Raw genomic sequence first — 11,869 nt, 5'->3', positions numbered from 1 at the left:
GCGAGGCCCGGCCCTTCCACTGGACCAAGACCGCAGACCAGATCATCGACCGCATCTGCCGCTACTGCTCACGAATCTCCGGACCAGCTCACTAGGAACACTCCTCCGCCCCGGCCTGCGCGCACAGGTTGCCCTCGACCAGGGCCAGCAGCCGCGCGAACTCGGCGCGGTCCCGCTCGGAGAGCCCCGCCAGGGTCTGCTCCTCCAGCGTTCCCCACACCCCGGCCACGTCCTCCAGGAGGCCGCAGCTGCGCTCCGTCGCCTCGACGAGCGAGGCGCGGCGGTCGTCGGGGTCGGGGGTGCGGCGCACGTGCCCGGACTGCTCCAGGCGCTGCAGCATCTTCGTGACCGTGGACGGATCCAGGTCGAGCGTCCTGATCAGCTCGGACTGACGCACGGGCCCCTTGTCCCACAGGTGCATCATCACGAACTCCTGCCCCGGATAGAGCCCGAGCCCGCGCAGCCGCTGCCCGGCGGCGATCCGGTGCAGCCGGGCGACGCGGGAGAGGGCCAGGCTGACGGGGCCGCTGCGGGCGGCGACCGGGATCCCGTCGGTACAGGCGGGGCCGTCGGTGGTGGGGGACATGAGGGCTCCTCTCGACTTGTCCACGAGATTACCTTGGCCGGCCAATGAATGGGCTACAGTGAAGGCGGCTCGATTGCTTGGCCGACCAATGTTTTATTGCGGCAGTGTGTCACCCGTGTTGCCTGTATCGCCCGTGTTGCCTGTGTTGCATGCGTCGCCCTGTGTCACATCCCGTTGAACGGAGTAGCCATGACCACCGCTTTCGACCCCATCGACCTCCCCGGCACCCGCCTGGCCAACCGCATAGCCATGGCGCCCATGACCCGCAGCCGGGCCGGCGAGGGCGGCACCGCCACCGCCCTGACCGCCGAGTACTACGCGCAGCGCGCCTCCGCGGGGCTCATCGTCACCGAGGGGATCCAGCCCTCGGCCGTGGGCCAGGGCTATGCCTGGACGCCGGGCCTGCACACCGAGGAGCAGATCGACTCCTGGCGCCCGGTCACCGACGCCGTGCACGCCGAGGGCGGCACGATCTTCGCCCAGGTGATGCACGCGGGCCGGATCGGCCACCCGTCGTTGCAGCCGGACGGCGGCGCTCCGGTCGCCCCGTCCGCCGTCGCCCCGGAGGGCCAGGCCTTCACGAACGAGGGCTTCCAGGACTTCACGACCCCGCGCGCGCTGACGGCGGACGAGGTCCGCGCGACCGTGGCCGACTTCGCCGAGGCCGCCCGCGGCGCCGTCGCGGCCGGCTTCGACGGAGTCGAACTGCACGGCGCCAACGGCTACTTGATCCACCAGTTCTTCTCGCCCGGCACGAACCTGCGCACCGACGAGTGGGGCGGCGGCGTGGAGAACCGCATCCGGTTCGCCGTCGAGGCGGTCAGGGCCGTCGCCGACGCCATCGGCGCCGAGCGCACTGCCATCCGCCTCTCGCCCGGCAACCCGTACAACTCCATGGGCGACCACGACACGGTCGAGACGTACACCGCGCTCGTCGACGCCCTGGAACCGCTGGGCCTCGCCTACCTGCACGTACTGGAGGTGGGCGAGCAGAGCCGCGAGGTGACCGCCGATCTGCGCAAGCGGTTCAGCGGCCCGTTCGTGCTCAACGCGCACACCGAGGGGCCCACCGACCACCGGGCCCTCGGTCTGATCGAGGACGGCGTCGCCGACATCCTCAGCTTCGGCGCCCTCTTCCTCGCCAACCCGGACCTGCCGGCCCGTCTCGGCAGCGAGGGCCCGTACAACACCCCGGACCCGGCGACCTTCTTCGGCGGCACCGAGAAGGGGTACACGGACTACCCGGCCCGGTAAGACTCGTACGGACAACAGCAGTTGGGGCGGGACCGCATACGGTCCCGCCCCAACTCTTGTGCGTACGAGGATCACTTCACCGGAGTGAAGTCCCGCGCCCCGATGAACTCCGGACGCCGCACCGGCGCCGCGAACGGCTCCACCGCCGTGTTCTCCACGCTGTTGAACACGATGAACACGTTCGAGCGCGGGTACGGGGTGATGTTGTCGCCGGAGCCGTGCATGGCGTTGCAGTCGAACCACGTCGCCGAGCCGGGCGAGCCGGTGAACAGCTGGATCCCGTGCGCGTCGGCGAACTTGGTGAGGGCCTCGTCCGAGGGCAGGCCCGCATCCTGCATCTGCAGCGACTTCTTGTAGTTGTCCTTCGGCGTCTCACCCGCGCAGCCGAGGAACGTCTTGTGCGAGCCGGGCATGATCATGAGCCCGCCGTTGGTGTCGTAGTTCTCCGTCAGCGCGATGGAGACGGACACCGTCCGCATGTTCGGCAGGCCGTCCTCGGCGTGCCAGGTCTCGAAGTCCGAGTGCCAGTAGAAGCCCCGAGCCCCGAAACCGGGCTTGACGTTGATCCGCGACTGGTGGACGTAGACGTCCGAGCCGAGGATCTGACGGGCCCGCCCCACGATGCGCTCGTCGCGCACCAGGTTGCCGAAGATCTCGCTGATCTTGTGGATCTCGAAGACCGAGCGGATCTCCTGCGACTGCTTCTCGACGATGGAACGCTCGTCGGCGCGCATCGCCGGATCGGTCACCAGACGGTTCAGCTCGGCCTGGTAGGTGCCGATCTCGTCCGGGCCGATCAGCTCGTCGATGGCGAGGAAGCCGTCCCGCTCGAAGGAGGCGAGGTCCGACTGGCGGATCGGTCCTCGCGCTCCCTCCGCCGACCAGACGACCGGGTCGACACGCGGCGTGGCCACCTCGGAGGCGCCTCGCGTCGGGTACAGGTCCGTGATGTCGGGTGCGGTCGTCATCGGGATCAGGCCTCCTCGTCCTCTGTCAGCAGCGGGTAGACGCCGTTCTCGTCGTGGTCCTCCCGTCCGGTCACCGGAGGGTTGAACACGCAGACGCAGCGGAAGTCGGTCTTCGGGCGCATGGTGTGCTTCTCGTGGCCGTCCAGGAGGTACATCGTTCCTGGCTCGATCCAATGCGTCTCACCGGTCTCCCGGTTGGTGAGCTCGGCCTCGCCCTCGACGCACAGCACGGCCTCGATGTGGTTGGCGTACCACATGTCGGTCTCGGTGCCCGCGTAGAGGATCGTCTCGTGCAGAGAGAAGCCGACCTTCTCCTTGGCAAGCACGATGCGCTTGCTCTCCCAGGTGCCGGTCGCCGACTTCACGTGCCGGTCGGTGTTCTCGATCTCCTTGAACGAACGGACAATCACGGTGAGTTGCTGCCTTTCCTCGTAATCTTGGTGGTGCTGGTCAGGCGGTCTCGCGCACGGCTCGGGTGAGTGTGCGAAGGCCCTCTTCCAGCTCCTCGCGCGTGATCGTCAGCGCCGGAAGCAGCTTGACGACCTCGCTCTCGGGGCCGGAGGTCTCGATGAGCAGGCCCAGCTCGAAGGCCCGCTTGGCGACCTTGCCGGCGCGGTCCTTGTCACGGAACTCGATGCCCCAGACCAGTCCGCGACCGCGGTACTCGACGATCTCCTCGGCGTACTCCGTGCGCAGGGCACCGAGCACCTCGTCGATCTGCTCGCCGCGCTCCAGGGTCTGCTTCTCCATGGCAGCGCCGTCGGTCCAGTACGTCTCCAGGGCAGCGGCCGCCGTCACGAACGCCGGGTTGTTGCCGCGGAACGTGCCGTTGTGCTCGCCGGGCTCCCAGACGTCCAGCTCCGGCTTGAACATGCACAGGGACATGGGAAGCCCGTACCCGCTGATGGACTTCGAAACGGTCACGATGTCCGGCGTGATGCCCGCCTCCTCGAACGAGAAGAAGGCGCCGGTGCGGCCGCAGCCCATCTGAATGTCGTCGACGATCAGGAGCATGTCCCAACGTTCGCAGACATCTGCCAGTTTGCGCAGCCACTCGGCACGGGCGACATTGATGCCGCCCTCGCCCTGGACCGTCTCGACGATCACGGCGGCCGGGGTGTTCAGGCCGGAACCGGAGTCCTCGAGCAGGCGCTCGAACCAGATGAAGTCCGGCGTCTGGCCGTCGAGGTAGTTGTCGAACGGCATCGGCGTGCCGTGCACCAGCGGGATGCCGGCGCCGGCCCGCTTGAAGGCGTTGCCGGTCACGGCGAGCGAGCCGAGCGACATGCCGTGGAAGGCGTTGGTGAAGGACACGATGGACTCGCGGCCCTTGACCTTGCGGGCCAGCTTCAGCGCGGACTCGACGGCGTTGGTGCCCGTCGGGCCCGGGAACATGACCTTGTAGGGCAGGTCGCGCGGGCGCAGGATGATGTTCTGGAAGGACTCCAGGAAATTGCGCTTCGCCGAGGTCGACATGTCGAGCCCGTGCACGACGCTGTCGCGCTCCAGGTAGTCGATCAGGGCGCGTTTCAGGACCGGGTTGTTGTGGCCGTAGTTGAGCGAACCGGCGCCGGCGAAGAAGTCCAGGTACTCGTGGCCGTCCTCGTCGTACATACGGCTGCCCCGGGCCCGGTCGAAGACGGTGGGCCAGCTGCGGCAGTAGCTGCGCACCTCCGACTCAAGGGTCTCGAAGACGCTCAGGTCCGGCTGGGTGATGGTCACAGCAAAAACTCCTCTAGGGAGGGAAAGTTGAGGGGGGCTCGGGGTGGGTGGGGCGAGGGCGTGCTCAGGCCAGCGGACCTATGCGGTACAGCTCCTCGGGCAGGTGCCCGTCGTCCGGGAACAGGCCCGCGTCGAACAGCACCGTGCGCGCCACACCGACGCGGTGCCGGCGGGCGAACGAGGTGAACAGGGCCTGGGACGCGGCGTTGTCGGGCGTGATGGTCGTCTCCAGCGTGGTGACCGGACGCGCCGCCGCTACCCGTGCGGCCAGCCCGTCGAGCAGCGCGGCGGCGAGGCCGCGCCCGCGGTGCGCAGCGTCCACGGCGACCTGCCACACCACGAGGATGTCGGGTCGGTCGGGACGTACGTAACCGGTGATGAAACCGGCCACCTCGCCCTTCTCGTCGCGGGCGATCACCGACGTGGCGGCGAAGTCGCGACACCACAGCAGGTAGCTGTAGGAGGAGTTGAGGTCGAGCACCTTCGAGTCGCGGGCGATACGCCAGATCGCGGCTCCGTCGGCCACCTCCGGGTGGACGATCTTCAGTCCGTCGGGGACCGGGGCCACTTCGGCGACTTCCAGGAATTGCGCTTGTGCGGCGGTCATGCAAATTGAATTTACCGAGCAATTTTCGGGATTGCACCCGCAGAAGGGGTTACGTAACGCGGGCTTGTGTGTTATCGCGCGCAGGTGGGCGCGCGCACGAAATCCCGGCGGTATGTCCCGGTTTGAGTGGGGCAAAACGGTCGTACTTTAGTTGGTGTGGAGTACGTCACAGCGCCGTAATCGCCACGAGACGCGTCCGAATTACGGCGGTTCCCGTTGATGAAATCTCAGTGTTTACGTCGCGAGGAAGCGGGCAGAAGCAGTACAGGAAGGCTCGCCTGATGCCTCCGATAAAGTGCGGGACAATTCTGTCTGAATAATTCTTGGATAAAGAGAAAGGCGCCGCCCCGAAAAGGGCGACGCCTTGAGTTGAGTGCGCCGGTTCGTGCGCCGGGGTGCTTATTCCCAGGCGGCCGCGACCGCCTTTCGCGCCCCTTCCAGATCGACCTCGAGCCCGGCCTCCGCGAGCGCCCCACCGAGCGCGGCGAGCGAGGACTGCACGACGCCGCGGGTCGCCTGCGGGCCGTAGTGGTTGACCCGGATCATCTCCTGCGCGAGCGCGCCGCCCCCCGCGACCAGCGGAAGGACCGGGTCCACTGCCAGCGCCCGCGCCACCAGCTCACGCGCGTCCGTCCCCGCCGGGGCGCGCAGTGTAGTGGCGACAGGGGCGGCGTCGCGGGCTTCGTGGACGTATGGCTCAAGTCCACCGCCCAGCGCGAGCGTGCCGGCGCGGGTGGCGGCGGCCGCCGAGGCGTGCCGCGCCATCAGCGCCTCGAGGCCCTCGCTCTCGATGCGCTCCACGCACGCCTCCAGCGCGAGCATCTCCAGCTGTGCGGGGGCGTGCAGCAGCGCCTTGCGGCCGCCGTCCACCCACCGCTGCTTCCAGTCGAGCAGCGAGAGGTACGAGTGCCGCGGCGCGTTCGGGTTGGCGGCCATCCGCTCCCAGGCCCGCGCGCTCACCGACACGGCCGAGACGCCGGCCGGGCCGCCCATCGCCTTCTGCGCGCCGATCACGCACAGATCCACGCCCCACGCGTCCGGGAGCACCGGCTCTGCGGCGATCGACGCGACGGCGTCCAGATAGAACAGCGCCCCGTGCTTGCGGACCACCTCGCCGATCTCGGCCACCGGGTTGGTGTTGCCGGTCGCCGCCTCCGCGTGCACCAGGGACACGAAGTCGATCTCCGGGTGCTCGGCGAGCGCCTGCCCGACCTGCTCCGCGGTGACGGCCGCGTGGAAGGGCACCGCGAGGTCGTGCACCGTGGCGCCGCAGTCGCGCAGCCAGTCGCCGAAGGTCTGTCCGTACGGGCCGGTGATCACGTTCAGCGCCACCGTGCCGGGCCCCGCGGCGGCACGGATCGCGCCCTCCAGCGGAAGCAGCGCCTCACCCTGCATGATCACGACGTCCTGCGACGTGTCCATGAGCCGGGCGACCCGGTCCTCGATGGAGGCGAAGTGCTCGGCGCTCAGCGGGGCCAGGTCGAGAAACGGGTGCGTCACGGTGGTGCTCTCTTCGCTCACGGGTTCGTACGGGTGCCGGTGTCGAGCGTACCGACCGCCTCATAGGCTGCGCGCATGAGTATTGGCGGGGTACTGCACGTGAAGGGCCGGGTCCTCGTCGGGCCCGAGGACGTACGCGACGAACTGTGGGTGGTGGACGGCCGGATCGCATACGAACGGCCGCGCTCCGCGGGCCTCGACGTCACCACGGTCGAGGGCTGGACGCTGCCAGGACTCGTCGACGCGCACTGCCACGTCGGGCTCGACTCGCACGGCCCGGTTCCCGCCGAGACAGCCGAGAAGCAGGCGCTGACCGACCGCGACCACGGCACGCTGCTGCTGCGCGACGCGGGCTCGCCCTCCGACACCCGCTGGATCGACGACCGCGAGGACCTGCCGCGCATCGTCCGCGCGGGCCGCCACATCGCCCGCACCCGCCGCTACATCCGCAACTACGCGCACGAGATCGAGCCCGAGGACCTCGTCGCGTACGTCGCCCAGGAGGCCCGGCGGGGCGACGGCTGGGTCAAGCTCGTCGGCGACTGGCTCGACCGGGGCACGGGGGACCTGAGCGCCTGCTGGCCGCGCGAGGCCGTCGAGGCGGCGATCGCCGAGGCGCACCGGCTCGGCGCCCGCGTCACGGCCCACTGCTTCGCCGAGGACTCGCTGCGCGATCTCGTCGAGGCGGGCATCGACTGCGTCGAGCACGCCACCGGCCTGACCGACGACACCATCCCGCTGTTCGCCGAACGCGGCGTCGCGATCGTCCCGACCCTCGTCAACATCGCCACGTTCCCGGACCTCGCGGCGGCCGGCGACGCCAAGTTCCCCGACTGGTCGGCCCATATGCGCCGCCTGTACGAGCGCCGCTACGACACCGTCCGCAACGCCTACGACGCCGGGATCCCGGTCTACGTCGGCACGGACGCGGGCGGCTCCCTCGCGCACGGCCTCGTGGCGGGCGAGGTCGAGGAGCTGGTGAAGGCCGGCATCCCGCCGGTCGAGGCGCTCTCCGCGACGGCGTGGGGCGCGCGGTCCTGGCTCGGCCGCCCAGGCCTTGAAGAGGGCGCGTCCGCGGACCTCGTGGTGTACGGGGCGGACCCGCGCGACGACGTCCGGGCGCTGGCGGCGCCGCGCAGGATCGTGCTGCGGGGCAACGTGGTGGGCTGACCTGCCGAGTTGACGGTGCGTGACCGGTGGGACGGGCGTGCCCCCTGATTCGAAGGTGTGCACGGAAACGCCACTTTGGGGTGAACTCGATGAACGTGGGCGCCCGTTCACTCTCAGTGCGTAAAGATTCCCTTACCGATGACCAGCCGAGGCGGTTCCGTCCCGTTCCGCCTCATTCCTTCCTGCCTTGTTCCGTGCTGTCCCATCACCCACGGTCCTGGTTGTTACTTGGGGGTCCCACCGCCATGCCCAGCTCCACCCTGACCACCGTCCTGCGCACGCCCGCCCGCCGCGTCGCCGCGACCGCCGCCGCCACCGCGCTCGCCCTCGGCCCCACCGTGCTCGCGACCGCGGGCCCGGCCGCGGCCACCGAGCACAGCGGCGGCAAGGCCGGCGCCGTCGTGCTCCGCACGGGACTCGACGTATCGCTCCTCAACAAGACCGTGAACGTCCCGCTCAAGGTCTCCCTCAACGAGGTGCAGGCGCCCAAGAGCGCCGACAGGACCGCGCTGACCGCCCAGTTGGACGGGGTCGACGGCGGACAGCCGTTCAGCGTGCTGCGCGCGGACGTGGCGCGGACGAAGGCCACGGTCGAGGGCGGAAAGGCGGAAGGGCTCACCCGGCTCGCCCAGGCCAAGGTGCACGTCCCGGGCCTTCCGCTGCTCTCCCTCATCGAGGTCGACCAGGTCACCTCGCGGGCGCTGTGCGTGGCGGGCGAGAAGCCGGTCGCCGAGTCGAACCTGCTGGGCGGCGTCACCGTCCTCGGCAAGAAGATCACCCTGTCGACCGGCGGCACGACGGCCGTCAAGGTCCCGGGGGTCGGCGAAGTGACGCTCGGCCTCTCCAACCGCTCCACGACGGACACCACGGCCGCGGCCTCCGCCCTCCAGCTCAAGGTCCACGTCAACCCGTTGAACCTCAACGTCGCCGAGGTCGACGGCGAGGTCACGCTCGCGGAGGCCACCTGCGAGACGCCGAAGGCGGCACAGGCGCCCGCGCCGAAGCCGAAGCCGGAGCCTCAGGGCGAGAAGGCCGAGGCCCCGGTCGAGAAGACGCAGGCGCAGCCCGCGGCCGACAAGCAGGACCTGGCGGAGACGGGCGGCAACGAGACGACGCCGTACATCGCGGGCGGCGCGATCGTACTTCTCGCCGCCGGCGGTGGGGCGGTCGCGATGGCCCGCAGGGGCCGCAACCGGGCGTAGGCGATTCAAGCCCCTGCGGCGCCGGGGCTTCGGGGCTCCGCCCCGGACCCCGCTGCTCAATCGCCGCAGGGGCTTGAATGCCGCAGCGACTTACGCGAAGGAACGCAACACTCCGGCCAACGCGGCGACGAAACCGTCACTGGTGGCGCGGTCCCGGACCGCGAGCCGGACCCAGTCCGGACCGAGGCCCGGGAACGTGTCACCGCGACGCACCGCGAACCCGGCCCCCCGCAACCGTTCCCGCACGGCATGCGCACCGGGGATGCGGACGAGGACGAACGGGCCCTCCGCGGGCCCGGCCACCGACACCCCGTGCGGCGCCAACTCCCGGAGCAGCCCCACCAGATGCTCCCGGTCCGCCGCGACGGCCACCGCCGCGTCCGCCGCCTCCGCCACCCCGCGAGCGGACACGCACGCCTGCGCCGCGACGAGCGCGGGCGACGACACCGGCCACAACGGCTGTGCCTGCTCCAGGGAAGCCACCACCTCCGGCTCCGCCACCACGTACCCGACCCGCAGCCCGGCCAGGCCCCACGTCTTCGTCAGGCTCCGCAGCACCACGAGCCCCGGCACATCGGTCCGCCCCGCCAGGGATTCCCGCTCGCCCGGCACCGCGTCCATGAACGCCTCGTCGACCACCAGGAACCGCCCCGGCCGCGCCAGCCTCCGCAGCTCGTCCGCCGGATGCAGCACCGACGTCGGATTGGTCGGGTTCCCGACCACCACCAGATCCGCGTCGTACGGCACGAGCGCCGGGTCGAGCCGGAATCCGTCCTCCGCCCGCAGCAGCACCCGCCCCACCGCGTGCCCGGCATCCTCGAGGGCCGCCTCGGGCTCGGTGAACTGCGGGTGCACGACGACGGGTCTGCGCACCCGCAGTGCCCGCGCCAGCAGCACGAACGCCTCCGCCGCCCCGGCCGTGAGCAGCACCCGCTCCACCGGCACCCCGTGGTGCGCCGCCACCGCGGCCCGCGCGGCCCGCCCGTCCGGATACGCGGCGAGCCCGTCCAGCGAACCGGCGATGTGCTCGCGCAGCCAGGACGGCGGCGTGCCCGTGCGCACATTCACCGCGAGATCCGTCAACTTCTCGCCGTCGTCGCGGACTTCGGCGTCCCCGTGGTGCCGCAGATCGGGCCCGCCGGCCGGATCCGGCACGGCGGGGGCGGCCGCGCAGCGCACGTCGACCTCCGGATGCGCCGCGGCCCACCCGACGGCCTGCGCGTGCAACCGCTCCGACGGCACCGCCGCGTACGGCAGTACGACGACCCGCCGCGCGCCGAGCGCCGCGCACCGGTCGAGCCCCGCGGGCACGTCGGGCGCCGCCGACACATACGCCGGCTCCACGCCCGCGTAGCCGCTGCCCTCCCACAACAGCCGTGCGGCGGCGGCCAGTTCGGCGTTGGCCGCGGAGTCCGCCGAGCCGGCGCCGACGAGCAGCACGGTCACGTCGGCGCGGTCGCCCGGTGTCCGGGGGCCGCCGCCGAGTACGTCGTCGAGCCGTTGCTCCAGAGCGGCGAGCAGGGCCGGGGGAGGGGTGTGCATGGGGACGGGCTCCTTGCAGGAGATCGAGCGGGGACCGACAGGAGATCGAGCGGGGATCGAGCGGGGATCGAGCGGGGATCGAGCGGGAAATCCAGGGGGAAGGAGAAGCCGGGCCGGTCCCTACCCGGGCCGGGACCCCGCACACGTCACCCTGGCCGTGCCACCGCACACGTCACCCGGCCCGGGCCCCCGCCCGCCCCGGCCGACGTCCGCTTCGGGACGAGCAGTTCACCACCGCGTACGAGGGCGGCCGCCTCGGCGACCGAAGGGGTGCCCACGGCGGCGCGGGCCCGCGCGGACGGATGCGGCACCGGGACGGCGGCGAGCCGCTCGGCGCCGTACGTCTCCAGGGGCGCGCCCAGCGCCTGGGCCGCCGCGACGATGCCGGGCTCCCGGCCCTTCGTGTCGAGCGTCGCGAGCGCCAGGACGTCCGTCGCGCCCGCCTCGGCGAGCACGGCCCGCACGAGCCCCAGAACCTCGTCCGCCGGGGCACCCGACCGGGCGCCGACACCGACGACCACGCCGCGCCGGATGTGCGCGCAGGCGCCCGGATGGGTTAGCAAGGGGCCATGGCCGTGATCGTGGCGCTCAGCGCCTTCCTGATGACTTTGGTCGGCGGCTGGACCGCGCAACGGGTCACCGACCGGCGCCACCTGGTGCTGGGCCTCGCCGGTGGCCTGATGCTCGGCGTCGTCGGTCTCGACCTGCTGCCCGAGGCCCTGGAGGCCGCGGGCGGCGAGGTCCACGGGGTGCCCGCGGCGTTCCTGCTGTTCGTGGCCGGGTTCCTCGGGGCGCACATCATGGAGCACCTGCTGGCCCGCCGCCAGGCCGCCCACGGGGCCGAGGAGGGGGCGAACGGCCGGGCCCCCGAGGTGGGGCTCACGGCGGCGTCCGCGATGGTCGGGCACAGCCTGATGGACGGCATGGCGATCGGCGCCGCCTTCCAGATCGGCGGCGGCATGGGCACGGCCGTGGCGCTCGCCGTGATCGCCCACGACTTCGCCGACGGCTTCAACACGTACACGATCACCCGGCTCTACGGGAACGCCCGCCGCAAGGCGCTGATCATGCTGTTCGCGGACGCGGCCGCGCCCGTCGTGGGCGCCGCGTCCACGCTCCTGTTCACCATTCCGGAGCAATTGCTCGGCGGCTATCTCGGCTTCTTCGGCGGCGTGCTGCTCTACCTGGCCGCCGCCGAGATCCTCCCGGAGGCCCACCACGAGCACCCGGCCCGCTCGACGCTGCTGTGCACCGTCGCGGGCGCGGCCTTCATCTGGCTCGTCGTGGGCATCGCGGGCTGAGAGCCTGTGTCGGAGCC

Annotated in this window: 12 protein-coding genes; 4 read left to right on the top strand and 8 right to left on the bottom strand. The window is 71.2% G+C overall.

What is annotated here, in order from left to right; all coding sequences use genetic code 11:
- Positions 1-91: 91 nt before the first annotated feature.
- Positions 92-586 (bottom strand): MarR family winged helix-turn-helix transcriptional regulator, encoded by a 495-nt coding sequence (locus ACFV9W_RS29785; RefSeq protein WP_385766834.1) that lies wholly within the window; start codon positions 584-586, stop codon positions 92-94.
- A 189-nt stretch (positions 587-775) separates the two neighbouring features.
- Between ACFV9W_RS29785 and ACFV9W_RS29780 the strand changes: the two genes are divergently transcribed.
- Positions 776-1,840, top strand: a complete 1,065-nt coding sequence (locus tag ACFV9W_RS29780) for an alkene reductase (RefSeq protein ID WP_385766831.1) — start codon at positions 776-778, stop codon at positions 1,838-1,840.
- Between the two features lie 71 nt (positions 1,841-1,911).
- Here the strand turns inward: ACFV9W_RS29780 and thpD are convergent, their stop codons facing one another.
- The 5 genes from thpD to ACFV9W_RS29755 all read right to left on the bottom strand — a co-directional run bounded on the left by thpD (position 1,912) and on the right by ACFV9W_RS29755 (position 6,637).
- Positions 1,912-2,808 (bottom strand): ectoine hydroxylase, encoded by an 897-nt coding sequence (gene thpD, locus ACFV9W_RS29775; protein ID WP_385766828.1) that lies wholly within the window; start codon positions 2,806-2,808, stop codon positions 1,912-1,914.
- 5 nt (positions 2,809-2,813) lie between these two features.
- A complete protein-coding gene (locus ACFV9W_RS29770; RefSeq protein WP_266721029.1) occupies positions 2,814-3,218 on the bottom strand; it encodes an ectoine synthase in 405 nt (134 codons plus the stop codon).
- A gap of 40 nt (positions 3,219-3,258) precedes the next feature.
- On the bottom strand, positions 3,259-4,530 hold the full coding sequence (gene ectB, locus ACFV9W_RS29765; protein ID WP_385766825.1) for a diaminobutyrate--2-oxoglutarate transaminase: 1,272 nt from the start codon (positions 4,528-4,530) through the stop codon (positions 3,259-3,261).
- Between the two features lie 64 nt (positions 4,531-4,594).
- Positions 4,595-5,137, bottom strand: coding sequence for a diaminobutyrate acetyltransferase (ectA, locus tag ACFV9W_RS29760; RefSeq protein WP_351343109.1), 543 nt, complete (start codon positions 5,135-5,137; stop codon positions 4,595-4,597).
- Positions 5,138-5,536: 399 nt separating this feature from the next.
- The gene (locus tag ACFV9W_RS29755; protein WP_385766822.1) at positions 5,537-6,637 is read right to left on the bottom strand and encodes a pyridoxal-phosphate-dependent aminotransferase family protein; all 1,101 of its coding nucleotides are present in this window, start codon (positions 6,635-6,637) and stop codon (positions 5,537-5,539) included.
- A 75-nt stretch (positions 6,638-6,712) separates the two neighbouring features.
- On the opposite strand from ACFV9W_RS29755, the gene ACFV9W_RS29750 reads away from it, so the two are divergent.
- Together ACFV9W_RS29750 and ACFV9W_RS29745 are read left to right on the top strand one after the other, a co-directional pair.
- On the top strand, positions 6,713-7,807 hold the full coding sequence (locus tag ACFV9W_RS29750; protein ID WP_385766820.1) for an amidohydrolase family protein: 1,095 nt from the start codon (positions 6,713-6,715) through the stop codon (positions 7,805-7,807).
- A 245-nt stretch (positions 7,808-8,052) separates the two neighbouring features.
- Entirely contained in the window at positions 8,053-9,009 is a 957-nt protein-coding gene (locus tag ACFV9W_RS29745) for an SCO1860 family LAETG-anchored protein (RefSeq protein ID WP_385766817.1), read from the top strand.
- Between the two features lie 90 nt (positions 9,010-9,099).
- Here ACFV9W_RS29745 and cobC read toward each other — a convergent pair whose 3' ends face one another.
- Together cobC and ACFV9W_RS29735 are read right to left on the bottom strand one after the other, a co-directional pair.
- Positions 9,100-10,551 carry an Rv2231c family pyridoxal phosphate-dependent protein CobC gene (cobC, locus tag ACFV9W_RS29740; protein ID WP_385766814.1) on the bottom strand — a complete coding sequence of 484 codons (1,452 nt, stop codon included), beginning with the start codon at positions 10,549-10,551 and terminating at the stop codon, positions 9,100-9,102.
- A gap of 146 nt (positions 10,552-10,697) precedes the next feature.
- Positions 10,698-11,114, bottom strand: a complete 417-nt coding sequence (locus ACFV9W_RS29735) for a cobalamin biosynthesis protein (protein WP_385766811.1) — start codon at positions 11,112-11,114, stop codon at positions 10,698-10,700.
- Positions 11,115-11,120: 6 nt separating this feature from the next.
- On the opposite strand from ACFV9W_RS29735, the gene ACFV9W_RS29730 reads away from it, so the two are divergent.
- A complete protein-coding gene (locus tag ACFV9W_RS29730; protein ID WP_385766808.1) occupies positions 11,121-11,852 on the top strand; it encodes a ZIP family metal transporter in 732 nt (243 codons plus the stop codon).
- The last annotated feature ends 17 nt before the right edge of the window (positions 11,853-11,869 follow it).

This window comes from Streptomyces sp. NPDC059897, from assembly GCF_042730865.1.
Taxonomy (GTDB): domain Bacteria; phylum Actinomycetota; class Actinomycetes; order Streptomycetales; family Streptomycetaceae; genus Streptomyces.
This window is presented reverse-complemented; position numbering and strand designations above follow the sequence as displayed.

Coding starts and splice junctions, on each gene's coding strand:
- ACFV9W_RS29785 (WP_385766834.1), bottom strand. CDS start 586: ATGTCCCCCACCACCGACGGCCCCGCCTGTACCGACGGGATCCCGGTC.
- ACFV9W_RS29780 (WP_385766831.1), top strand. CDS start 776: ATGACCACCGCTTTCGACCCCATCGACCTCCCCGGCACCCGCCTGGCC.
- thpD (WP_385766828.1), bottom strand. CDS start 2,808: ATGACGACCGCACCCGACATCACGGACCTGTACCCGACGCGAGGCGCC.
- ectA (WP_351343109.1), bottom strand. CDS start 5,137: ATGACCGCCGCACAAGCGCAATTCCTGGAAGTCGCCGAAGTGGCCCCG.
- ACFV9W_RS29750 (WP_385766820.1), top strand. CDS start 6,713: ATGAGTATTGGCGGGGTACTGCACGTGAAGGGCCGGGTCCTCGTCGGG.
- ACFV9W_RS29745 (WP_385766817.1), top strand. CDS start 8,053: ATGCCCAGCTCCACCCTGACCACCGTCCTGCGCACGCCCGCCCGCCGC.
- cobC (WP_385766814.1), bottom strand. CDS start 10,551: ATGCACACCCCTCCCCCGGCCCTGCTCGCCGCTCTGGAGCAACGGCTC.
- ACFV9W_RS29730 (WP_385766808.1), top strand. CDS start 11,121: ATGGCCGTGATCGTGGCGCTCAGCGCCTTCCTGATGACTTTGGTCGGC.